Below are 26197 nucleotides of genomic sequence, written 5' to 3' on the forward strand. Positions count from 1 at the left end.
GAATAAATTTATAATGTCTAAACAAGTTTTTAAATATACTTACGTGCTGTTGCTAATTTTTGCGTGTGGTGCAATTAATGGCTACGCACAAAACAATACCTACATTGCTAGTAAGGATTTGGTCGATTTTGTGAATCCTTTAATGGGGACTGACTCGTCTTTCGATTTGTCCAATGGGAATACTTATCCCGCCATTGCCACCCCTTGGGGAATGAACTTCTGGACCCCAATGACTTCAAAAATGGGCGATGGCTGGACTTATAAATACCGTGAAAATAAAATCAGAGGCATCAAACAAACCCACCAACCGAGTCCGTGGGTGAATGATTATGTTGCGTTTTCGTTTATGGCCGTTACTGGCGATTTGAAATTTCAAGAAGATGAGCGCGAGTCTTGGTTTTCGCATAAAGCAGAAACGGTAACGCCTTATCACTACTCGGTGTATTTGGCGGATTTTGATGTGGTAGCTGAGGTAACACCAACGGAACGCGCAGCGCATTTTAAATTTACGTTTCCGGAATCGGACAGCTCCTATATCATCCTCGATGCGTTTAACAAAGGATCAATGGTGAAAATCATTCCTGAAGAACGCAAAATTATTGGCTATGCTAGAAACAATAGCGGAGGTGTGCCCGAGAATTTTCACAACTATTTTGTGGCCGAATTTGATAAGGATTTTGAAGTCAACCACACTTGGAAAGACGGATGGCAATTGGTTGAAAACACCACAGATAGCGAAGGTGATCACGTAGGTGCCATCATCGGATTTAAAACAAAAAAAGGCGAAGTGGTCCATGTAAAAGTGGCGTCATCCTTTATCAGTCCTGAACAAGCACAACTAAATCTGTCCAGAGAAATTGGGACAGATCCATTTGAAACGACCAAACAAGAGGCAAAGCATGCTTGGGAAACGGAATTGGGTAGAATACAAATTGAGGATGATAACATTGACAATCTCAGAACTTTTTATTCCTCTTTATACCGTGTGTTGCTATTCCCAAGAAAATTTTATGAGTTTGATGCTGATCATAAAGTGATGCATTATAGTCCGTATAATGGAAAAGTTTTACCGGGTTATATGTTTACGGACAATGGGTTTTGGGATACTTTTAGAGCTGTATTTCCATTTTTTAATATGATGTATCCTGAGCTCAACGGCAAAATAATGCAAGGTTTGGCAAATACCTATAAAGAGTCAGGATGGCTCCCAGAATGGGCAAGTCCCGGGCATCGCGATGTGATGATTGGTTCCAATTCGGCACCTATTATTGCCGACGCTTATTTAAAAGGCGCCCAAGGAATGGATGCTGAGGTGTTGTTGGAAGCTATCTTAAAAAACGCGACCGTGGCTGATGGACGTCCTGTGAATTCTGTGGGAAGGGCTGGCTTGACCTATTACAACACCTTAGGTTACGTGCCGTATGATGTGGATATCAATGAGAATGCTGCGAGAACTTTAGAATATGCTTACGCCGATTTTACCATTGCGCAAATGGCGGAGAAAATGGGAAAACCGAAGATTGCCAAAAAGTATTTCAAGCAATCGATGAATTACAAAAACTTGTTTGATCCGTCCACCAGTTGGATGCGCGGTAAAAACAAAGATGGTAGTTTCCAAAGCCCGTTTAATCCTTTAAAATGGGGCGATGCATTTACGGAAGGTAATAGTTTGCACTACACCTGGTCCGTTTTTCATGACATTCAAGGCTTGATTGATTTGATGGGCGGCAAGGAGCAATTTGTGGGTAATTTGGATGAGGTTTTTGATATGCCTCCAAAATTTGACGCGTCATACTATGGATTTACGATTCACGAAATCCGAGAAATGCAAATCGTCAACATGGGCAACTATGCGCACGGCAATCAACCCATCCAGCACATGATCTATTTGTACAATTATGCCAATCAACCCTACAAGGCTCAAGAGAAGGTTAGGGACGTTATGACGAAATTATATTCCGCGACGCCTGACGGTTATTGTGGCGATGAAGATAACGGACAAACATCGGCTTGGTATGTATTCAGTGCTTTGGGCTTTTATCCGGTAACCCCGGGCGTGGACGAATATGTTATTGGAAGTCCACTGTTCAATAAAGCGACCCTACATTTAGAAAACGGAAACACCTTTGAAATCAAATCCAACAACAATTCAGAATCGAATGTCTACATTCAAAATGCGGAATTGAATGGACAATCTTATAATAACACCTATCTAAAATTTGATGCCCTTCAAAATGGCGGTGTCTTAGAATTTAATATGGGTAACACTCCCAATACATCTTGGGGAACTGCAAATGAAAGTGTGCCATATTCCTTAAGCACGTCAAAAAACAAACCTAAAAAATGAAACAGTTTAGCTTATTAATTCTCTTAATTTTTTGTGGCACTTCTAGCCTCATGGCACAGGAGCCGGCGGATTATGTGAATCCGTTTATTGGCACTTCCAACTATGGCGCCACGTTTCCTGGGCCCATTGCGCCACGAGGCATGGCGAGTATCAGTCCGTTTAATGTGGCAGGACCGCAAAACACCTTGGAAAAGGACAGTCAGTGGTTGTCTAATCCGTATGTGAATGAAAATACATTTTTAACCGGTTTTAGCCACGTCAATTTGAGTGGTGTGGGCTGTCCAGATTTAGGAGTGCTATTGTTAATGCCAACCACGGGCGAATTAGAAACTAATCACCTGAACTACGGTTCTACGTACAAAAATGAAGTTTCAAAAGCTGGCTATTACAGCACGGAAATCGATAAATATAAAGTGAAAGCAGAGTTCACAGCGTCGACACGAGTAGGGGTGAGTAAATTTCATTTTCCAAAAGGTCAGGCGAATGTCTTATTGAATCTTGGATTAGGATTGACCAATGAGGAAGGTGCTATGGTGCAAGTCGTCTCATCAACGGAAATTGAAGGCATGCGTTCCGTTGGATCGTTCTGTTATAACAGTCCAGAAGCGGCATATCCGGTTTATTTTGTCGCTCAATTTTCAAAACCAGCCGATAATTTTGGCGTTTGGAAAAAACCTGCAACTTATGAGGGCGTTGAAGCACAATGGATGGGCTATAATGGCAAAACACGACTGATGGAGAAATCGACCAAAATGGTGGTTGGTGATAGTATTGGAAGCTATTTTACTTACAATTTTGAGAAAGCAGAAACCGTTACAGTTAACATCGGCGTGAGCTATGTCAGTATTGCCAATGCACGCGAGAACTTAGAAAAGGAAACCAATAACAAAACCTTTGAAGATGTTTATAAAGACACCTATAACGCATGGAATGAAACACTCTCTAGAATCAAAGTGGAAGGTGGTTCTGAAGATGATAAAACCGTTTTTTATACCGCTTTATACCACACCCAAATTCACCCGAATACTTTAAACGACGTCAACGGCGACTATCCTGAAATAAAAACAGGAAACATCGGAAATACTGATGGGACGCGCTATACCGTATTTTCTTTATGGGATACCTATCGTAATGTGCACCAATTGTTATCGCTCGTTTATCCGCAGCAGCAGAATAATATGATCCATAGTATGTTGGATATGTATGATGAAAATGGCTGGCTTCCAAAATGGGAATTAAATTCCACCGAAACCTTTACCATGGTGGGCGACCCAGCGAGTATTGTCATTGCGGACACCTATATGAAAGGTATTCGCGATTTTGATGTAGACAAGGCCTATGAAGCGATGCTAAAAAGTGCCGATCAGTTGGAAAACAACCCGCTGCGTCCAGGTTTGAAAGATTATATTGAAAAAGGATTTGTGACTACGGATCATGGTGGATCGGTTTCGACCACGCAAGAGTATAATGCTGCCGATAATGCCATCGCTCAATTGGCAAACGCACTTGGTAAAAAAGACGATAACAAGCGGTTTAAGAACCGCTCGTTATCGTATAAAAAATTGTTCGATAAAGATTTGAAAATGTTGCGTCCTAGACTACAAAACGGGGAATGGTACGAACCTTTTGATCCTTACGTTGGTGCTAATTTCTCTGAAAACATCGGATTTATTGAAGGTAATGCGTGGCAATATTCGTTCATGATACCGCATAATATTGATGGACTCATAAAGTTGATGGGCGGCGGTAAGGACTTCACAGATCAGTTGCAAAAGATATTTGACACGGAGCAATTTGATATGGCTAATGAACCGGGAATTGCTTATCCGTATCTATTTAATTATGTGAAAGGCGAAGAATATCGCAGTCAGCAAATGGTAGAAGATTTGGTTAGAAAACATTTCAAGAACAGTCCTGATGGCATCCCTGGAAATGATGATACCGGCACCATGTCTGCTTGGGTAGTCTATTCTATGATGGGCTTTTACCCAATCGCTCCTGGAGAACCTGTTTATACCATTACCAAAACGTTATTCGATAAAATCACCATTCAATTAGATTCCAAATATTACAAGAATAGTGAGTTGGTTATTGAAAAAGAAACCAATGGCAACGGTCGCATCGATCACATTTTAATCAATGGAAAAAAACATAAGGGATATTTTATTAGTCATGACGACTTGGTAAATGGAAACACAATGAAGGTCATTCTAAAATAAGTATCTCGCTTAAAAACATCCAATGCTAACAATTATAGACAAACACAATTTTAACATGAAATCAAACGTATTAATTTTTACATTTTTAGTATTTGCAATTTTCTCATCAAGCGCTCAAAAGCCTTCTACTTACCGGGTTTTTGAAAAGCAACCTCTCAATTTCGGAGGTGAAAAAGGCAGCGATGCTGAAACGGTGCGTTTAATGGACGGCCGTTTGGTATATAAAAAAGTAACGGTACCCACATTTGCTAAAGGCACGGATGTGAACATCAAATTGACGGTGCGTTCTAGCGGCGACCGTTGGGACAAGTCGGGGTCTGTCTTCGTGGTTTCTGATCGTGACAAACTTTCCATTTTGGACATTGCAGAAAAGGATGAAAAATTCCCGACAGATTCTTATGTAGATGAGAAATACGCTGGATTGGTACAGGGAAAAAGCTACGAGCCAGTTGTTGAATTGATGCGTTTCATGACGCCGTTTGGAGTGGGACATTACAGTGATAATAAAGTTAAGTATCGAAGACCTGTATATATCCCATCTTGGGAAAAGGAAGTAGTGTGGGAGCATGATATTACCGCTTTAGAAAGCTTGGTGACGGGCACGTTTTATGTAGGCGTGTGGATCGATTCGTGGACCGCTGAAGGCTACGATTTTGATCTGGAACTGAGTTATTCTGACAGAACACAACAAAAAGTTTCAGTACTGCCTATAGTGAATACCATTCCGTACGTTGGCGGACAGAAAACACCAGATAATTTCGCTCATAAAGATTTGGAGCAAACCATTCAACTGAAAAAGAATGCCAAAAACGTGAAATTGCATTACATCACTACCGGACACGGCGGGCATAGTGGTGGCGATGAATTCATCAAAATTAAAAACAGTGTCTATTTTAATAATACATTGGTTTTGGATACCATTCCATGGCGAGATGATTGTGCGTCCTTCCGACGATTCAATCCTACATCTGGCGTATGGATTAAAAAAGATTCGGCGTCCTACATCAGCCCAAAAACCAATAAATACGAAATAAAAGAAATTGAAGAACGCATTGCCTCTTCTGATTTGTCGAGATCTAACTGGTGCCCAGGCTCCTCAGTAGAACCTATGGTGGTGAGTTTAGGCGACTTAAAAGCGGGAGCGCACACGATTAAAATAAAAATTCCTGCAACGCCTGTGGACGGTGACAAGCTGAACCATTGGTTGGTATCGGCATATTTGACTTACGAATAAGCCTATAATTTTAGTTAAAAATGCTCTAATCAGCAGTTTATTACTTCGCGTAATGAGCTGCTGATTTTTTTTTAACGTTTTCAAAAATCAATCGACGTGCCTATCAAGTTGTGTGACGATTGAGAGCTGTCATTCGTCTAATTTCGGACATAATTTAACATAATTTTATATATTATTGTCTTATGTAAGACATAGTTCTTCATGGATAAAATAATAACTTAAAATTAATATTAATGATACAAAAAGGAAGTATGTTGCTGCTTGTGTTCTTTTTGTTCGGCTTCATGGCCGTTCAAGCGCAAGTGACAGTAAAAGGTACAGTCACTGATGCCACTAATGGTGATCCCGTACCGGGAGTTAACATTATGGAAAAAGGAACAAGCAAAGGGGTAATTACTGATTTTGACGGTAAATATTCTATTGACGTAAGTTCAAATGGTACTCTTCAATTTAGTTATGTTGGGTATGCCACTCAGTCTATCGCTGTTAATGGTAAACAAACCATTAATGTGGTTATGGAGGAACAGAGTGAAGGTTTAAATGAAGTAGTTGTTGTTGGTTACGGCACCCAGAAAAAGGGCAACCTTACCGGTGCAATAAGTACAATTGACGCTGAAGTTCTAGAAAACAGGCCTGTAAGCAACGTTATGCAAGCCATACAGGGTTCTGCACCAGGACTACAATTAAGCGTTGGTAACAGCGGAGGTTCACCAGGATCGAGCATGAATATTAGTATTCGTGGGGTTGGGAATTTACAAGGAACTGGAGCACCTTTAGTAATTGTAGATGATATTCCGCTTAACGATCCGTCAGGATTAAACAATATCAATCCAAATGATATTGAAAGTATTTCTGTATTAAAGGATGCTGCTTCATCAGCAATCTACGGCTCTCGTGCTGCATTTGGCGTTATCTTGGTTAAAACCAAGAGCGGTGCTGGCGTACAAGGTCATGAAATCACCTATTCTAATAACTATATCTATTCTTCTCCAACGAGAATCCCAGACATGATGAATTCTCTGGACTTTGCTAATTATTTCAACCTTGCCGCAACAAATGGTGGAGGAGCGCCAATATTTAATGATGATACTTTAGAACGTATCAAGGCTTATTTAGCTGATCCGATAAACACGCCGGTTACTGTGGCGAACCCAAATGGTACGCAGTGGCAACAATATACAGGATCTAATGCCAACACGAATTGGTTTGACGTGATGTATAAGGATCTTGTGATGCGTCAACAACATAATCTTAGTTTTTCAGGAAACGAAAAGAAACTTTCTTATAATGTTTCAGGTTCTTTCTTTGATGCGCCAGGGATTATGAATTTCGGAGATGACAGCTACCAAAGGTATACTTTGAACAGTAAAATTTCCAGTAAAATGAACGAATGGTTTACGGTGAATGCCAATGTCAGAATGGCTCGTGAAGATTTGGACAGACCAAGTTATGATCCGGGACTTTATCTGCATAATATTGCCAGACGTTGGCCAACCAACGGTGTTGTAATGCCAAATGGTAGTTACAGTGATGGTTCTGAAATTCCTTTCCTTTTGGATGGTGGAAGACGTATGTCAAAAGATTACAGTACCAATGCTAGTATTGATCTAATTTTTGAACCAATTGAAGATTTAAAGATAAAAACAAGTTTGTTATACCAACGTAATACTAACAATATCACTTCCCATTCTGCAAAAGTTGGTGTGATAGAACCTAATGGTCAGGAGCGTTTAATTCAACAAAACAATAGTTTTGTGAGATATGCTTATGAACGGAATTATATTTCTCCAAACCTTGTAGTGTCTTATGACAAATCTTTTAATGAGGCGCATAACTTTTCAGGATTGTTAGGTTTTCAACAAGAAGATACCGACTATAGTGCGGTTCAAGCTTCCAAAAATGATCTAATTACGGATAATGTACCTTCTATTTCTACAGCTGTTGGTGAAGATAATGTAGGTGATTCTCAAGGCTCTTTTGGAACACAAGGGTATTTTGGAAGACTCAATTACAACTATAAAGAGAAGTACCTTCTTGAAGTTAATGGACGCTATGATGCCTCTTCGAGATTTGCACCGGATAGCCGATGGAACTTTTTCCCATCCATTTCTGCTGGATACAACATTGCGAAAGAAGATTTTTGGCCAGTAGATGACATTAGTATGTTTAAAATCCGTTATTCTACAGGATCTATCGGGAACCAAAACGTTGCCAACTACCTCTACATCTCTCGTATGCCAATAAGAACCAACTTATGGTGGATAGGAAATGCAGGCAGACCAAACTATACGTTAACTCCTGGTCTTATTAGTCCAGATATTACTTGGGAAACTGTTAAAACTGATAATTATGGTTTGGATATAGCAGCGTTTAAGAATCGCTTACAAACCACATTTGAATATTTTATTCGTTCTACGGATGACATGTTTGGTCCAGCAGAGCGTTTGCCAAGTGTTTTAGGCACCTCAGCACCACAGGCTAACAATGCATCTTTAGAAACTAAAGGATTTGATTTCAGTATCACTTGGAAAGATAATATAGGAGAGGTTAATTATAACCTAGGCTTTATCCTATCTGACGCGGTGACAAAAGTAACTAAGTACCGTAATCCTAACAATTTATTAAACACCTACCGAGAAGGACAAACGCTTGGAGATATATGGGGATTTGAAACTGTAGGGTTATATCAAAGTCAAGATGAAATTGATAATGGTCCAGATCTAACCAGATTCTATGGTGGTCAATGGTTTCCAGGTGATGTACACTACAAAGATCTTAACGGTGATGGTTTTGTAGATTGGGGTAAATCTACTACAGACGATCCGGGAGATTTAACCGTGATTGGTAATTCAACACCGCGTTACCAATATTCATTTAATGGAGGTCTTGACTACAAAGGACTTGATTTTTCAATGTTCTGGCAAGGAATTGGTAAAAGAGATGTTTGGACAGGAGATGCTTACACCTTCGGAGCTGTAGGAAACCAATGGCAATCTGCCGGATTCCAAGAACATTTAAATTATTGGTCTGAAGATAACCCAAATGCATTTTTACCAAGACCAACATTTAGAAGTGCTTGGAGGAACCAAGAAGTTCAAACCAGATATTTGCAAAACGGCGCTTATGTAAGATTAAAGAATGTGACGCTTGGTTATAGCTTTTCTGAACTTGTACTCGAAAGATTACATCTTAAAAAACTTAGATTTTTTGTTACTGGAGAAAATTTGTTGACCATTACCAAAATGTCTTCCATTTTTGATCCAGAAGCTACTGGAGGTAGTTGGGGAAATGGTAAAATATACCCACTTCAAAAATCGTTCTCGATTGGTTTAAATATTCAATTTTAATAACATCATATTATGAAATATACAAAATTCATTGCATTAACATTAATACTTGCCTTTAGTTTGGGCTGTTCTGATGATATGCTGGACAAATTGCCTCAGGATGAAATTTCTCCAGAGGCCTATTGGAAAACTCCTAATGATCTCGCGCTGTTTTTAAATCAATTCTATACCTCCTTCCCTGTACATAATGGGTATAATGGTGGAATATTTGAGTTTGATAACAATAGTGATAATCTTGCCGATATTTTTGTAAACAACCGTTTAGTAGGTAGTACTACTAGTGTGCCAACGTCCGATGGTAATTGGGCTTATGGCTCCATCAGAGCGGTCAATTTTTATCTTGAAAACAGTGCCACTGCACAAGGAGATGCTGCATTAATCGATCATTATGATGGTGAAGCTTATTTTTTCAGAGCCATGTTTTACTACAACCTTCTTAAACGTTATGGAGGCGTACCATACATAGATAAAACGCTTACTACAAATTCGCCAGAATTGTATTCGCCAAGATTGGCCAGAAATGAGTTGGCCACCAAAATTATAGAAGACTTAGATATGGCTATCGCCAAATTGAAACCTAGAAGTTCAGCTGAGGCTTTTAGAGTTCATAAAGGTATTGCCTTATCTTTAAAATCGACGGTTGGACTTTATGAAGGAACTTGGGAGAAATACCATAACGGAACGGCATTTGCCGCACCGGTAAATGAAAGTGAAAAATTCCTTCAAATGGCAGTAGATGCGGCTGAAACCATTATCAATAATGGTGAATATACGCTCTACAATAACGGAACTTCAAAAACCTATTGGGATTTATTCAATAAGGTTGATTACTCTGGGGTTTCAGAAGTTATGTTTTGGAAAAAATATAGTGTTTCAGACGGTGTGAGCCATTATGTGGGGCATTACCTTCCACATACAGGTTCTGGTACTGGCGTAACAAAATCGTTAGTAGATTCGTATTTAGCTAGTGATGGACAACCTATAGGTGTGAGCCCTCTATACAGCAGCGCTCAGGAAAATAGTCTTACCAATATAGTAAAAAATAGAGACCCAAGACTTGCGCAAACCATTGCCACACCGGGAGATTTATTAACGGAAAATTCTGGAGTGCCAAATGAACTATTTACATTTCCAACCTTTAGAGGTAACAATGAAATTACTAATACCACCGGTTTTCAAATTTATAAAGGTGGAATTACTGATAATGCGCAACGTACAAATAGTTATACTGGTGCCATTATTTACAGATATGCTGAGGTACTTCTTAATTTTGCTGAAGCAAAGGCTGAACTAGGAACCTTAACTCAAGCTGATCTTGATAAGTCGATCAACTTACTTAGAGCACGTGTAGATATGCCAGCTCTTAATATTGCGCCTGTTCCAGATCCTAACAAAGCGTTTCCTGCATTGAGTGACATCATTAATGAAGTGAGAAGAGAGCGCAGAGTAGAATTGGCATTAGAAGGTAAACGTTTTGACGATTTGATGCGTTGGGCAGCAGCTGATGAACTAATTGTAGGAAAGCGTCTGCTAGGTTTTAAAATCATCGGAAGTGGAGCAATGGAAACTGAATTTTCAGATTTAATTGGAAATTCTATTCTCGTCAACTCACAAGGTTATATTGATCCTTATATGAACACCATTCCGACGGGATTTGGCTTTAACCTTGGTAGAGATTATTTATCGCCTATCCCTACAGAACAAATTGTTTTAAGTCAAGGAACTTTGGTTCAAAATCCAGGATGGGAATAGTGAGAACACACTAATATTTTAAAATAACATAGTGCAGTAGAGTAGTCCTAGTGTAAATCCCGCCCAAGTTAATTGGGTGGGATTTTTTATTCTATTGTGAGTCTAACTTCTCACAGTGCTAATATTAATGCAGTATTGACTGTTGCTGAGGTTTTACTCAATCGGTTGCGTAGAATTTTATGAATTCTCATCCCAGAAATCAGTATATTTTGCTTATTTTAGGCAATTAATTTGGCCCGCATTTTAGAACGTTGCCAATAGATTTTTTTCTTCTTGCAATTGTTGAATTTGCTGGGAAATTAATCTCATAAATAGGAAGTATCAATTCATATATTTTACACCCTACAACTAAACATTTCATCATGATTTTAAAAAAAAAGGCTTTAGTGGCATTGCAATTTGTTTTTGTATGCTTTGCTGTTTTAAACGCTAACGCGCAAGACAAGGATCCGATTAAAGATTACAAACATTTTATTGAAAACGAAGCGGTCATTAGCGATAATAAATTGGAAGCACATGCGTCATTTACCTCATTTACTTCTGAAAAAGATGCTTTAAACAACACGCCTCATTTTTATCAATCTTTAGATGGACTTTGGAAATTCAATTGGGTAAAAGATCCTAAAGATAGACCGACAACGTTTATGAATGTCAATGAGGATGTGTCTGGTTGGGATGATATTAAAGTGCCGTCCAACTGGGAAGTGGAAGGGTACGGCGTTCCTATTTATGTGAATCATCAATATGAGTTTTCTGATTATAAAGCCATGATTGCTGATGATATGAAGCTTGTAGATGGCATCTATCCTGCAAACCCAGGTAAAGTTCCTCACTCTTACAATCCAGTAGGATCTTATACACGAGACTTTACGATTCCTAATGATTGGGATGGAAAGGAAATCTTCTTGCAAATTGGCGCCATGAAATCAGGTGGTTTTGTATGGCTCAACGGTAAATACATTGGCTATTCTCAAGGCAGTAAATTACCTGCAGAATTCAATATTACGGCAGCCGCCAAACCAGGAAAAAATAAAATTGCTTTTCAAATCTTTAGATGGACCGATGGTTCCTATCTAGAAGCTCAAGATTTTTGGAGAATTAGCGGGATTGAGCGTAGCGTGTATGTGTACGCACAACCGAAATTACGTATTGAAGATTATGAAGTAGTGTCAGTTTTGGATGCTGCCTATAAGGATGGGGTTTTTGGACTTGATGTGAATCTTGACAACGCCAATTCTAAATCGGATAAAGGAAGTGTTTCTTATAAGATTTTAGATGCCGACTCAAAAACAGTGGCGTCAGAAACAAAATCATTTACAATTGACGGTGCAAAACAAAACGAACTGAGTTTTTCTGCAACCTTGCCAAACGTGAAGCAATGGAGTGCAGAACATCCTAACCTGTACACGCTTCTTATCGAAACTAAAGACAGAAAAGGCAATACGCTGGAAGTGACGACCTCTCGCATTGGATTTAGATCTGTTGAAATCAAGCAAGGTTTATTATTGGTTAATGGGCAACGCATCACTTTAAAAGGGGTGAATACTCAAGAAGCTAATCCTGAAACGGGACACGTGGTACCGGAGGAGTTGATCATGAAAGACATCAAACTCTGGAAAGAAAATAACATCAACGCTGTACGTTTAAGTCACTACCCGCAACAACGTCGTTTTTATGAGTTGTGTGATGAGTATGGTTTATATGTTGTTGATGAAGCTAATATTGAATCTCACGGCATGTACTACGGCGAACATTCCTTAGCTAAAAAGCCTAGTTGGGAAAACGCGCATGTCGATAGAATGGTACGTTTAGTGAAACGCGATAAAAACCATCCTTCTGTAATCATTTGGTCTATGGGGAATGAAGCTGGAAACGGTGTCAATTTCTTTAAAGGCTATGATGCAATGAAGGCAAACGATAAAACAAAACGCCCAGTACAATACGAGCGCCCATATAAAGATTACGACGGGAGTTTATGGGATATGGATACCAATACCGATATTATTGTTCCTCAATATCCGACGCCAGCGACCTTTGAAGCCGTCGGAAGAACCAAAACGGACCGACCTTATATTCCTAGTGAATATGCCCACGCGATGGGAAATAGCACCGGAAATTTCCAAGATTATTGGGATATTATTGAGCGTTATGACAACCTTCAAGGTGGATTCATCTGGGATTGGGTGGACCAATCGATTTGGAAAACAAACGAAAAAGGTGAGCGTTTCTACGCTTATGGCGGCGACTATGGCGAAAACATGCCAACAGACAATACGTTCTTAAATAACGGCATCGTATTCCCAGACCGTACACCGCAACCAGGATTATTTGAAGTGAAAAAGGCACACGAATTCATCAATTTCAGAGATCAAGGCATCAACCGTCATGATGAACTGCGAATCCTCGTAGAGAACTTATATGATTTTACTGATTTAAACCACTTCACTTTTACTGCTGAAATTAAAGCCGATGGAACCGTTTTAAAAACCATTCCAATTGAAGAGATTTCCGTAGAAACACACACTGGTAAATTGATCAGATTATCCCTAAAAGATGTTGATTACAAACCAAACACCCAGTATTTTCTAGAGATTTCAGCAAAAACCAAAGCGCCTTGGGGTATTCTTCCTAAAGGTCATGAAGTTGCGCACGAGCAATTTGCATTATCGCGTAAATACACCAAACAGAACACGTCATTGGATAACAAGGCGGCTTTAAATATTAAAGAATCAAAAGAGAATTTTGAAGTGTCTAACGCAGATGTAAAAGTCATTTTTGATAAAACAAAAGGGCAAATCACCTCTTATGTATACGAAGGAACCGAATTATTGAAAGATGGTAACGGTCCGAAACCGAATTTCTGGCGTGCACCAACGGACAATGATTTTGGTAGCCAAATGCAAGCCAAAAACATCGAATGGAAAAAAGCATCATTGTTTGCGAAAGTTGCCAAACTAACGTCTGCTAAAAATGATGATGGGAGTGTAAGCATTAATGTCACTTATAATTTACCAGGTGTTGACACAACGTTCGATTCAGAATACCATATTCTTGGGAACGGCGTAATAAAAATCAACAACACCTTACACGAAACGGATTATGAAGCCGACTTACCACGCCTAGGCATGCGTATGCAATTGCCAAAAGCCTATGAAAACATGACTTATTTTGGTCGAGGCCCATGGGAAAACTATCAAGATAGAAAAGCCTCTGCGTTTCTAGATGTCTACGAATCGAAAGTGAGAGATCAGTATGTGCCTTACGTGAGACCACAAGAAAATGGCTATAAAACAGACGTGCGTTGGTCAGCTTTTGCTGATGGAAACAACAACGGACTTTTAGTGGTTGCTAAAAATCAATTCCAAGGCTTGGGCATTAGTGCCTTGCACATGCCAAACGAAGATTTTGACACGACAGATGGGATTGCTTATAGTGGAAACGACAAGTTGGAAGAAGAATTTAGAACCGATGGTATTCCGCAAATTAATGCGTCTAAACACATCAACGATATTAAAGAACAGGATTTGGTGCAACTTAATATCGATTTAGCACAACGTGGTGTTGCCGGAGATAATAGCTGGGGCGGAAGACCACAGGAGGAATATTTAATCAAAGGGCAAGAAAAACAATCTTACAGTTTCTTTTTGATTCCTTTTAAGAATGGTACCAAAAAAGATTTTGTGGAATGGAGTAAGTTGTATTCCAACCAGAACTAATTGAAAAGACATTAAATTAATAAAGCAATGAAACAAATAAATCAACGCATCATCACAGCGTTCCTAACAGTATTGGGAACTTATGTGGGCATCGGCCAAACTCTGGACCCTGTTATTGAAAATCCTGATGTGATAGGCATTAACAAATTAGATGCACGAGCCACTTTCTTTCCGTATAGTTCTTTAGAATTAGCGAAAGAAAACGACCTTTCAAAAGCCGATAATTACATGCTTTTAAACGGGACTTGGCAATTTAATTACAGCGATACTCCAGAAACAAGACCAGCCGATTTCTATAAAGAAGATTTCGATACCGCAAACTGGAACACGATAAAAGTGCCATCCAACTGGGAAGTTGAAGGTTTTGGCGTTCCAATTTATGTGAACGCATCTTATCCATTTCAAAAAGGGCATTTAAATCCGCCAGACATTCCAGATGGCGACAATCCAGTAGGGTCTTATAAAAGAACCTTTGAGGTGCCGAGCAATTGGGATGGTAAGGATTTATTCATCCATTTTGGAGCTGTAAAATCGGCATTCTATATCTGGATTAACGGTAAAAAAGTGGGCTATAGTCAAGGTTCTAAACTTCCGGCAGAATTTAATGTGACCGATTTTGTAAAACCAGGACAGAACAGCATCGCTTTAGAAGTGTACCGTTGGAGTGATGGTAGCTATTTAGAATGTCAAGATTTCTGGAGAATTTCAGGAATTGAGCGTGATGTGTATGTATATGCACGGCCAAAAATTCAGTTGGTAGATTATTTTGCCAAAGCAGGATTGGAGAACAATTATACCGATGGTGTTTTTGATTTAGCGTTCGATGTAAAAAGTATCGATTCTAAAAAGCAAAAAGGAAGCGTTTCGGTAGAAATAACTAGAAATAACCAATCAATCTATAGTGCATCAACAGGATTTGAATTGACGCCAAACACGGCACAAACTTTCAGTTTCAAGAAAGTGATTCCGCAAGTAAAAACATGGTCAGCTGAAATTCCAAACCTATACCAATTAAACATCGTCATTAAAGATAGAAAAGGAAATGTTATTGAAGCTATTTCTCGAAAATTAGGCTTTAGAACTTCTGAAGTAAAAGATGGACAATATTTGGTAAATGGAAAACCAATTTTATTCAAAGGGGTTAACCGTCATGAGCACGATCCTAATACAGGCCACGTCATTTCTCGCGAAGACATGCTAAGGGATGTTCAAATCTTTAAAGAATACAACATCAACGCGGTGAGAACGGCACATTATCCTAATGATCCTTATTTTTATGAATTATGTGACGAATACGGGATTTATGTCATTGATGAGGCTAATATCGAATCGCACGGAATGGGTTACGCTTTAGACCAAACTTTAGCGAACAATCCAGCCTGGTTAAAGGCACATTTGGAGCGTGTTGGACGTATGGTGGAGCGTGATAAGAATCACCCATCTATCGTGATTTGGTCTTTAGGAAACGAAGCTGGAAATGGTTACAATTTCTATGAGTCTTATTTGTTGGCTAAAAAGATGGACGATACCAGACCAACGCAATACGAGCGTGCGGTACACGAATGGAATACAGATTTATATGTGCCAATGTACGAGACGCCTGCAGATATGGAAGCTTATGCTAAAGATCCTAGAAGAACCAAGCCTTATGTACAGTGCGAGTATGCACATGCTATGGGGAACAGTATGGGTGGTTTTAAAGAATATTGGGATTTATTTGAAAAGTACGATAAACTTCAAGGAGGATTTATTTGGGATTTTGTAGATCAGGGTCTGAAAATCGAAAAAAATGGCCGTGAGATTTTTGCTTATGGTGGCGATTTCGGTCCGGAAGGTACACCAAGTGATAATAACTTTTTGAACAATGGATTGGTACAACCAGACCGCACGCCTAACCCGCATATTCATGAAGTAGCACACATTCACCAAGACATTAAGTTCTATGAAAATGATTTGGCTAATGGTGTCATCGATCTTAAAAACTGGTATTTCTTCAGAGATTTATCCAACTATAAATTAACTTGGGAAGTACTAGCTAATGGCGAGGTTGTAGAATCAGGAACCATTGAGGATCTTGTGACGGCACCTCAAGCGAAGAAAGCTTTAAAAATCCCTTTCAAAACGACATTAAAAAAAGATGTTGAATATTTCTTAAACGTCGCTGCCCAATTAAAGGCAGACGAACCTTTATTGAAAGCAGGTTATGTGGTGGCCTATGAGCAATTCCAATTGCAAGAAGCTAATCTGTTAACTCCTGAAAAAGCAACTGCCGCAGTTAAATCGAAAACTGAAGGTGATGTAATTACCGTTACAGGAGAACATTTCACAGTAACGTTCAATCAAAAAGAAGGTACCTTAACGGATTATGTATACAAGACTAAAAGCTTGTTAGAAAAAGGCCCGCAAGTCAATTTCTGGCGTGCGCCAACCGATAATGATTACGGTGCAGGCACCCAAAGGAGTTATAAAGCATGGAAAGATGCTGGAACTTCAGGTAAGGTGACGACCGCTGTAAAACAAATCTCAAAATCTGAAGTAGAAATCACCTTTACCAGAGAGTTGTTTGATGGCGATGCAAAAGTTATCGCGAAATTTATGGTGGATGGAAACGGCGCTGTAAAAGTGACTAATGAGTTAAAAGCAATCCAAGGAAAACATCCAGATTTCTATAAATTTGGAAACAAATTGGTCTTGCCAGAAGCTTATAAAAACATTACGTTTTACGGAAAAGGTCCTTTTGAAGCCTATACGGATAGACAACATGCAGCCAAAGTTGGATTGTATAAACAAAGTATTGAGGAGCAATATTTCCCATACATCCGTCCGCAGGAAACAGGAAACAAACTAGACGTCCGTTGGATGGCACTTACTAAGGAAGATGGTTCAGGTCTTAAATTTTTAAGCGAAACACCAGTGTCTGTTTCTGCCCTTAATTTTGCGGAAGAAGATTTACATACCAATGATGAGCGCGTGCAACACCATGCAGGAGAAATTGATCCTCGTAAAGAAGTGTTCGTAAACATTGATGGTTTCCAACAAGGTTTGGGTAGCATTAACAGTTGGGGAAGATTGCCAATGGAGCAATACCGACTGCCGTATCAAGATTATTCGTATTCGTACTGGATGGTGCCAATTGAGTAATGATAGTGTAAGTATGCGTATGAAATAAGTACAACATATCGACCCTTTTCATTGTTGAAAGCGGTCGATATTTGTTTAAATATAGAAATAGAATGTATAAAATTTGTCTGTTGTTGTCGGTTCTCGTTTTGATGTCTTGTAAATCTCAAGAACGAACGGTGGTGCCTTTGACTTTAATTGAACATACGGCCCAAGCCATCAGCAAACCACAAACGCCCATTATGGGCTGGTCCAGCTGGAATAATTTTCATGTCGATATCAATGAAGAGGTCATCAAAGCCCAAGCCGATTTCATGGTTTCGACCGGAATGGCTGATGTGGGTTACGCTTATGTAAACATTGACGATGGCTTTTTTGGAGGTCGTGATGCTGAGGGCAATTTAATGGTACATCCCACACGATTTCCTAATGGGATGAAAGTTATTTCTGAGTATATCCATTCCAAAGGCTTAAAAGCAGGCATCTATTCGGATGCGGGAATCAATACGTGTGCTTCGCATTGGGATAAGGATACGATTGGAGTTGGCTCTGGACTGATGGGCCACGACAGAAAGGATTTAAAATTAATGCTCAACGACTGGAATTATGATTTCATTAAAGTTGATTGGTGTGGGGGTGATTGGTTAGGCTTGGATGAAGAAATTCGATACACCCAAATTGCCAATATCATCAAAGAAATTAAACCGAATACGGTATATAATATCTGCCGATGGGAATTTCCTGGCGAATGGGCGTTGCAAATTGCCGATTCTTGGCGAATTTCCGGCGATATCAGCAACGAATTCAGTTCCATCCTACACATCATCGATTTGAATGCTGACCTCTGGAAATACGCATCCCCAGGCCATGTCAACGATATGGACATGCTACAAGTAGGTCGCGGTATGAGTTATGAAGAAGATAAAACCCATTTTACCATGTGGTGCATGATGAATTCGCCACTTTTAGCGGGGAATGACTTGCGTTATATGACTCCAGAAACGATTGATATTCTTACCAATAAAGAACTGATTGCCCTCAATCAAGATCCGTTGGTGTACCAAGCACGCCGATTGGTAGATGATGGCGATATAGAAGTTTGGGCAAAACCGTTAATCTCTACGATGAGTGGGAAAGTGGCGGTGACTTTGTTAAACAGGTCCGACAAGCCAACAACCATGACATTCGATTTAGATACCGTTGGTTTAGATGCTTCAAAGGGCTATCATTACCGCGATTTATGGGCGAAACAGGATTATGAATCCACCACCAAAGAAGTATTAAGTTTTGAAGTGCCTGCACATGGTGTCGTAGTACTGTCACTAACTGGGACCTCAAAGCCATTTAATATTTTTCAGAATAAATAGAGCGTTCAAATCGTATGAAAACTATCAAAAGACACCTTGTTAACAGTACTACAGTTTTTAAAATGTCGGCGATCTGTGTGTTATTTGGAGTGCTCTGCTCAGGGACAATTCACGGTCAGGAGCGAACTGTGTTGACTTTAGAAAAGAATTGGAAATTTCATAAAGGCGATGTGGAAAATGCAACTTCAACATCTTTTGATGATTCCAAATGGGAAACCGTTACCGTGCCTCACGATTGGGCCATAAAAGGGCCTTTTGATAAAGAAATTGACAAGCAAACGGTGGCCATTGTTCAAAATGGAGAAGAAGTGGCTACAGAAAAAACTGGACGCACGGGAGCACTGCCATATATCGGAATTGGTTGGTACCGTAATCAGTTTGCCATTCCAAATTTTGATTCAGAAAAGAAAGTCATCCTCCTTTTTGAAGGCGCCATGAGCGAGCCTGAAATATTCCTAAATGGCCAAAAAATTGGAAGTTGGAACTATGGTTACAGCTATTTCTATTTTGACATCACCGAGCATATCCGTGCCAACCAAAAAAATATATTGGCGGTGAAACTGACTAATCGCGAGTTGTCCTCACGTTGGTATCCGGGTGCGGGATTGTATCGCAATGTGCGGGTCATTACTAAAAACAAGGAAAGTATTGATCAATGGGGAACCTTTATAACGACACCTTTTATAACTTCAGATCTAGCGAAAGTCAACATCAAAACAAAAGTGTCCGGTGAAAACCTAAAAATGGTAACCACCATCAAAGATGCCGACGGAAATACGGTGGCTGTCGATTCAACCCAAGCCATTTTTGGAGATGCCTTTGAACAGAATATCGCGGTTAACAATCCGCGGTTATGGAGTCCGGAAACGCCTTATTTATATTCGGCCACCTCTCAATTATATGTTGAAGACATCTTAAAAGATGAAATTTCTACACGATTCGGAATTCGAAAAATCAAATACGAAGCGGAAAAAGGTTTTAGCCTAAACGATTCGGTCATCAAATTTAAAGGCGTTTGTCTGCATCACGATTTAGGCCCAATTGGCACAGCAGTGAACACATCAGCTTTACGTCGCCAACTTCAAATTTTAAAGGATATGGGGGCGAACGCCATCCGTAGCGCACACAATATGCCGTCTTTGGAGCAACTCGAATTGTGTGATGAAATGGGCTTCATGTTTTTAGCCGAAAGTTTTGATGAATGGGCAAAACCGAAAGTCGACAACGGCTACCATCGCTATTTTGAATCCGATGCAGAAAAGGACATTGTAAACTTAGTACAGGCTACGCGCAACCACCCGAGTATTGTCATGTGGAGCTCCGGCAATGAAGTCCCTGATCAATGGGGCAGTGATGGTGCTAAACGTGCCAAATGGCTGCAGGATATTTTTCATCGTGAAGACCCAACCCGACCGGTAACGGTAGGTATGGATCAGGTACAAGCAACCATGGCTTCAGGTTTTGGTGCCGTATTGGACATCCCAGGCTTGAATTATCGGGTGAATTTATATGAAGACGCCTACAAAGCCTTTCCGCAAGGCATGATTTTAGGGTCAGAAACCGCCTCTACGGTAAGTTCTCGCGGTATTTATAAGTTTCCTGTAGTGGAAGCAAAAATGAAAATGTATGACGATTTACAGTCGTCATCCTACGATTTGGAAGCTTGCAGTTGGTCTAACATCCCTGATGAAGATTTTGTATTGCAGGATGATAAACCATGGGTGATTGGCGAATTTGTATGGACGGGTTTCGATTATCTAGGAGAACCAACGCCTTACGATACCAAATGGCCATCTAGAAGCTCCTATTTTGGGATTAATGATTTGGCAGGATTACCGAAAGATCGTTTTTATTTATACCGAAGCCGTTGGAATACAAAAGAGGAAACCCTTCACATGTTACCCCATTGGAATTGGGAAGGACGCGAAGGAGAAATCACCCCCGTTTTTGTGTACACCAATTATGATAGTGCTGAACTGTTTGTAAACGGTAAAAGCATGGGCATCCAAAGAAAATCTATGAATTCGCCAACCGCGCGCTACCGACTCATGTGGATGGATGTCAAATACGAACCGGGTACCATAAAAGTGGTCGCTTTTGATGCTGAAGGAAATCCCGTGGCAGAAAAGGAAACCCATACCGCAGGAACACCCTACAAATTAGTCTTAGAAGCCGATAGAACACAGTTAAGTGCTGATGGTAAAGATTTAGCTTTTGTCACCGTATCAGTGGTAGATAAAAACGGAGTTCCGTGTCCTAGCGCTACCAATCAATTAAAATTTAAAGTGAAAGGTGCAGGAAGCTATAAAGCTGCCGCCAATGGAGATGCGACGTCATTAGAAATGTTTCATCTGCCTACGATGAAATTGTTTAGTGGTAAATTGGTGGTGTTGGTGCAACCGGATGAAAGTCCTGGTAATATTACCTTAGAAGTTTCAGGAAAAGGATTGAAAACTGCAAAAATAAATTTAACGAGTTACAATAAATTATGATAAAAATAGGTCATAGTCTCGCAATTGTCATGGTTGTAGCATCCTTCTTCGGATGTAAAACTGTTGAGAAACAAGCATCTGAAAAACCTGCTCAAAAACCCAATATCATATACATCTTAGCGGACGACTTGGGCTACGGTGATTTAGGAGCTTACGGACAGACCAAAATAGAAACCCCAAACATCGATGCTTTGGCAAAAGAAGGCATCCTATTTACCCAGCATTATACCGCTGCTCCCGTTTGCGCACCGGCACGTGCGTCCTTGCTGACAGGTTTACATGGTGGCCATGCTAGCATCCGTGGTAATGACGAATGGGAAGAGCGTGGCGACGTTTGGAACTATCGCGCCATGTTAAAAGATTCTACCTTAGAAGGCCAACGGCCAATGCCAGAAAACACAACCACCATTGCTCAATTTTTAAAAGAAGCCAATTATAAAACGGCCATTGTCGGTAAATGGGGATTAGGAGCGCCACAAACCGAATCCATTCCAACAGAAATGGGCTTCGACTATTTTTTTGGATACAATTGCCAACGGCAAGCACATACCTACACCCCAGTGCATTTATATGAGAACGAACACCGTTATCATTTAAAAAACGATACAATTGCGCCACATTTTGGGTTGTTAAAAGAGAATGATCCTGTGGCTTTGGCTTCTTATGAAAAATACACACAACCCGATTATAGTCCAGACTTGATTTTTGATAAGATGATGAGTTTTATTGAGGAGAATAAAACGCAACCGTTTTTTATGTATTGGGCTAGTCCTATTCCGCATGTGCCCTTACAAGCCCCTAAAAAATGGGTAGATCATTATGTGAAGAAATTTGGAGATGAGGCGCCATATTATTTCAAAAAAGAAGTGGGCAGTTATTTCCCAACACGATACCCTCATGCTACTTATGCAGCGATGATATCTTATTTGGATGAAAATGTAGGGAAACTGGTTAAGTATTTAAAAGAAGAAGGGCTCTATGACAATACCTTGATTATTTTCACTTCAGATAATGGTCCCGCCAGTGATGGTGGTGCTGATCCGGAATTCTTCAATAGCGGTGGCTTGTTTGATGGCAATCGCGGCAAAGGCAAGGGTTATACGTACGAAGGCGGCATAAGAGTGCCAATGATTGCGACCTGGCCGGCTAAAATAAAAGCCGGAACTAAAAGCGATCATATTTCTGCATTTTATGATGTGATGCCTACCTTTAATGAGATAGCAAAGGTGCAAACTGATTACAAAACGGATGGTATTAGCTTTTATAACGCACTTACAAACTCTGGTAATCAACAAGAACATGAGTATTTGTTTTGGGAGTTTGCGGGTTATGAAGGACAGGTTGCCGTGAGAATGGGCAATTGGAAAATGGTCTGGAAAAACATTAAAAAAGGGAATAAGGACGTCGAATTATATGATTTAGATTCAGATATCCGTGAGGAAAACAATATCATGGATAAACATCCAGAGATGCTCAAAAAATTCCAGGACATCGTTAAAAAGGAACATGCAACACCTGAAAATAGTGCATTTACTATTGAAGGGATAGAATACATGCCAAATAAAAATAAACAATAGACCATTTATGAAACTATTCAAACTCGGCAGTCTTTTTATTTATACACTCCTCACTGTAGGATGTCAAAATAAAAATATCGTTAAAAAAGTGGAACAATCCCCTACACAACGACCTAACATCATTTTTATCATGTCTGATGATCATGCGTATCAAGCCATTAGTGCTTATGATAAAACCTTGATAAATACACCAAATATTGATCGTATTGCCAATGAAGGGATGCTTTTTACCAATGCCAGTGTCACCAATTCTATATGTGCACCGTCAAGGGCCGTAATTCTGACCGGAAAGCATAGCCATATTAATGGTAAAATTGACAACTTAAGTCATTTTGATACCACTAATGTAACCTTTCCACAAATCTTGCAAAAGGCGGGTTATCAAACAGCGATGTTCGGAAAACTGCATTTTGGGAATAATCCAAAAGGATTTGACGAATTCAAGATTTTACCAGGTCAGGGCGATTATTACAATCCGAAGTTTATTACCCAAAAAGGCGATACTATTATTGACGGCTATGTGACGGACATCACTACCGATTTGACTTTAGATTGGATGAAACACCGTAGAGATCCGAATAAACCATTTATGTTGATGTATTTGCACAAAGCGCCACACCGTGCGTGGTTACCGAGTGAAAAGTATTATAAAGAATACACCCAAAAGACCTTTCCATTGCCAGAAACCTTGTTTGATGATTATAAAACGAGAGGATCAGCTGCTAAATCGGCAGAGATGGGAATTTTAAAACACATGTCGCTCATCAACGATAATAAGCTCACGCCAGCTACGGTTAAAGAGCTGAACATTGAGCAATGGAGTCAACTCGGAGAAAGCTTATATACCTTGAATGCAGAGCAGCGCGCCAAGTGGGATGCAGTTTACGGACCGATAAATGAGGATTTCAAAAAACGTTACCCAACTATGAACGATTCCACCTTAACGGTTTGGAAATACCAGCGCTACTTACAGGATTATTTAGGAACCATCGCCTCTGTAGATGATAATGTTGGACGCGTGTTAGATTATTTAGATGAAGAACAATTGGCGGATAACACCATTGTGGTGTATACCTCTGATCAAGGGTTTTACTTAGGCGAACACGGTTGGTTTGACAAACGATTTATGTACAACGAATCGTTTAAAACACCGTTGTTAATTAAATGGCCAAATCAAATTAAACCAGGAATTACGGAAGATGAGATGGTGCAGAATCTAGATTTTGCCCAAACATTTCTTGAAGTTGCCGGTGTTACTGCTCCTGAAGACATGCAAGGAGAGAGTTTAGTGCCGCTTTTAACCGGTAATAAAGCCGTTTGGGATAGAGATGCCGTGTACTACCATTATTACGAATATCCTGCGGAACACGCCGTAAAAAGGCATTATGGGATTGCTACCAAAGACTATAAAATCATCCATTTTTACCATGATGTGAATGAATGGGAATTATATGATCGTTTAAATGATCCTAAAGAAGTTAATAACGTGATCAATGACCCGAAATATGCACAAGTTGTGACGCGAATGAAGCAAAAACTTCAGGAAACACGGAAGAAATATAAGGATTCTGAGGAGCTGGATTGGAAGTATATTGAGAGTTATAACTAGGAATAGAGAATAGAGAGAAGAGAATAGAGAGAATAGAGAAGAGAGAATAGAGAAGAGACAAGCGAATCTCGAATCACAAAATCTGAATCACAAATGTTGATGTGTTAATCACAATAACATTGACCTTTGTATTGTTTACTTAATTTTAATAATTAAGTACCATTTCAAATTCTCCTCCTAACAAGGAGGAGTGGATTCTGCTTCCGGAGAGAAGCAGAAGACGAGGTGGTTTCGGTGTAATTATAAGTGAGGTTGAATGCTGAATAGGGTTTAGAAAACAGAGAGAAGAGAGAATCTCGAATTCAAGAAACTTAAACGATAAATGTCCAAGTGTTAAGTACGGTATCAATGACCTTTATATTGTTCGCTAATTTCAGTGATTAAGTACCATCCTAAATTCTCCTCCTTTTAAAGGAGGAGTGGATTCTGATTCAGAAAAGAAGCAGAAGACGAGGTGGTTTTTAATGTGATTATAAATAAGTTGAAAAATCAAGACAGAATAAAGAAAAGAGAGAAAATAGAAATAGAAAATTAGATTTTAGAGATGATGAAAATGAATTCAGTATTGAGTCGGTTGGGATTGCTGTTACTTTTGTGCGCGGTGTTACAGTCGTGTTCGGTTAGTAAACCAATAATCGAAAACAATACTGAAGCGTATCAATTGGTGTTTGAAGACCAGTTTGATGGGACTGCTTATAATACCAAATTATGGACGAGTCTTCCCCAGCGAGAAGGTGGGTCTCCGTGGAACCGATACGTTATGGAGGATGCAGCGTTGGCGGAAGTCAAGGATGGAAATTTACACATCCGCGCGCGTTGGAATGAAGAGACTGATCTACCAGAAACTGGAGCAATACAAACCAAAGATAAATTCAGTTTTAAATACGGAAAGATAGAAGTGCGAGCGAAGTTTAACAGCGCTGAACAAGGCGGTTGGCCAGCCATATGGTTGATGCCACAAAATGATGTCTATGCTGGATGGCCTAATGGCGGCGAAATTGATATCATGGAACGCCTTAACAACGATAATTTTGTACATCAAGTTGTGCATCAATCGGACGGCAATGCCAAACACATTTCTAAAGGTAAAACGCCTTCAATCACCCTTACAGAGTACAATACGTATGGCATTGTAAAACGCCCCAATCGCATCGAGTTTTATGTGAACAATAAACTGACGATGGTGCACGAGCCCACAGGCGATTTCGAAAAACGCTGGCCATTTGAGACCGATTATTACATCATCTTAAACCATGCGAGTGCCGATAAAGGTCAATCCGGTATTGATTTCTGGCCGGGACTTGTAACCTCAACGGAAAACTTTCCACTTGAAATGGCTATTGATTATGTAAAGGTTTGGGAATTTAAAGATTAAATTGTTTTTATAAAAGTTTGATTATATTTTCCCTTAATCTCT

12 protein-coding genes are annotated in these 26197 nt (G+C 39.7%); all 12 read left to right on the plus strand.

Going from position 1 to position 26197, the window contains the following annotated elements; translation table 11 throughout:
* The first annotated feature begins 13 nt into the window (after positions 1 to 13).
* The 12 genes from ES711_RS04105 (at position 14) to ES711_RS04160 (ending at position 26155) form a co-directional block, all read left to right on the plus strand.
* Positions 14 to 2347 carry a GH92 family glycosyl hydrolase gene (locus ES711_RS04105; protein WP_146890414.1) on the plus strand — a complete coding sequence of 778 codons (2334 nt, stop codon included), beginning with the start codon at positions 14 to 16 and terminating at the stop codon, positions 2345 to 2347.
* Positions 2344 to 4566 carry a GH92 family glycosyl hydrolase gene (locus ES711_RS04110; RefSeq protein ID WP_146890416.1) on the plus strand — a complete coding sequence of 741 codons (2223 nt, stop codon included), beginning with the start codon at positions 2344 to 2346 and terminating at the stop codon, positions 4564 to 4566. The genes ES711_RS04105 and ES711_RS04110 overlap by 4 nt, the downstream gene beginning before the upstream one ends.
* Before the next feature lie 55 nt (positions 4567 to 4621).
* Complete coding sequence (locus ES711_RS04115) at positions 4622 to 5800, plus strand: PNGase F N-terminal domain-containing protein (protein WP_146890419.1); 1179 nt, start codon at positions 4622 to 4624, stop codon at positions 5798 to 5800.
* 233 nt (positions 5801 to 6033) lie between these two features.
* Positions 6034 to 9147: a SusC/RagA family TonB-linked outer membrane protein gene (locus ES711_RS04120; protein WP_146890421.1), complete on the plus strand. Its 3114-nt coding sequence runs from the start codon at positions 6034 to 6036 to the stop codon at positions 9145 to 9147.
* Positions 9148 to 9159: 12 nt separating this feature from the next.
* Complete coding sequence (locus ES711_RS04125; RefSeq protein WP_146890424.1) at positions 9160 to 10899, plus strand: RagB/SusD family nutrient uptake outer membrane protein; 1740 nt, start codon at positions 9160 to 9162, stop codon at positions 10897 to 10899.
* Positions 10900 to 11261: 362 nt separating this feature from the next.
* A complete protein-coding gene (locus tag ES711_RS04130; RefSeq protein WP_146890427.1) occupies positions 11262 to 14615 on the plus strand; it encodes a glycoside hydrolase family 2 TIM barrel-domain containing protein in 3354 nt (1117 codons plus the stop codon).
* A 27-nt stretch (positions 14616 to 14642) separates the two neighbouring features.
* Entirely contained in the window at positions 14643 to 17756 is a 3114-nt protein-coding gene (locus ES711_RS04135; protein ID WP_146890429.1) for a glycoside hydrolase family 2 TIM barrel-domain containing protein, read from the plus strand.
* 92 nt (positions 17757 to 17848) lie between these two features.
* Positions 17849 to 19102, plus strand: coding sequence for a glycoside hydrolase family 27 protein (locus ES711_RS04140; RefSeq protein WP_146890432.1), 1254 nt, complete (start codon positions 17849 to 17851; stop codon positions 19100 to 19102).
* A 62-nt stretch (positions 19103 to 19164) separates the two neighbouring features.
* Positions 19165 to 21594, plus strand: coding sequence for a DUF4982 domain-containing protein (locus tag ES711_RS04145; protein ID WP_146891511.1), 2430 nt, complete (start codon positions 19165 to 19167; stop codon positions 21592 to 21594).
* Positions 21591 to 23171, plus strand: coding sequence for an arylsulfatase (locus ES711_RS04150; protein WP_211363048.1), 1581 nt, complete (start codon positions 21591 to 21593; stop codon positions 23169 to 23171). Before ES711_RS04145 ends, ES711_RS04150 begins: the two co-directional genes overlap by 4 nt.
* A gap of 7 nt (positions 23172 to 23178) precedes the next feature.
* Positions 23179 to 24780: a sulfatase family protein gene (locus ES711_RS04155; protein WP_146890435.1), complete on the plus strand. Its 1602-nt coding sequence runs from the start codon at positions 23179 to 23181 to the stop codon at positions 24778 to 24780.
* A gap of 544 nt (positions 24781 to 25324) precedes the next feature.
* Positions 25325 to 26155 (plus strand): glycoside hydrolase family 16 protein, encoded by an 831-nt coding sequence (locus ES711_RS04160; protein WP_146890437.1) that lies wholly within the window; start codon positions 25325 to 25327, stop codon positions 26153 to 26155.
* Positions 26156 to 26197: the final 42 nt, after the last annotated feature.

It is taken from the genome of Gelidibacter salicanalis (assembly GCF_007997285.1).
In the GTDB taxonomy this organism is placed as follows: Bacteria; Bacteroidota; Bacteroidia; order Flavobacteriales; family Flavobacteriaceae; genus Gelidibacter; species Gelidibacter salicanalis.

Bases quoted from the DNA above. Each gene is read 5' to 3' on its own strand.
- ES711_RS04105 (WP_146890414.1), top strand. From the start codon at position 14: ATGTCTAAACAAGTTTTTAAATATACTTACGTGCTGTTGCTAATTTTT.
- ES711_RS04110 (WP_146890416.1), top strand. From the start codon at position 2,344: ATGAAACAGTTTAGCTTATTAATTCTCTTAATTTTTTGTGGCACTTCT.
- ES711_RS04115 (WP_146890419.1), top strand. From the start codon at position 4,622: ATGAAATCAAACGTATTAATTTTTACATTTTTAGTATTTGCAATTTTC.
- ES711_RS04120 (WP_146890421.1), top strand. From the start codon at position 6,034: ATGATACAAAAAGGAAGTATGTTGCTGCTTGTGTTCTTTTTGTTCGGC.
- ES711_RS04125 (WP_146890424.1), top strand. From the start codon at position 9,160: ATGAAATATACAAAATTCATTGCATTAACATTAATACTTGCCTTTAGT.
- ES711_RS04130 (WP_146890427.1), top strand. From the start codon at position 11,262: ATGATTTTAAAAAAAAAGGCTTTAGTGGCATTGCAATTTGTTTTTGTA.
- ES711_RS04135 (WP_146890429.1), top strand. From the start codon at position 14,643: ATGAAACAAATAAATCAACGCATCATCACAGCGTTCCTAACAGTATTG.
- ES711_RS04140 (WP_146890432.1), top strand. From the start codon at position 17,849: ATGTATAAAATTTGTCTGTTGTTGTCGGTTCTCGTTTTGATGTCTTGT.
- ES711_RS04145 (WP_146891511.1), top strand. From the start codon at position 19,165: ATGTCGGCGATCTGTGTGTTATTTGGAGTGCTCTGCTCAGGGACAATT.
- ES711_RS04150 (WP_211363048.1), top strand. From the start codon at position 21,591: ATGATAAAAATAGGTCATAGTCTCGCAATTGTCATGGTTGTAGCATCC.
- ES711_RS04155 (WP_146890435.1), top strand. From the start codon at position 23,179: ATGAAACTATTCAAACTCGGCAGTCTTTTTATTTATACACTCCTCACT.
- ES711_RS04160 (WP_146890437.1), top strand. From the start codon at position 25,325: ATGATGAAAATGAATTCAGTATTGAGTCGGTTGGGATTGCTGTTACTT.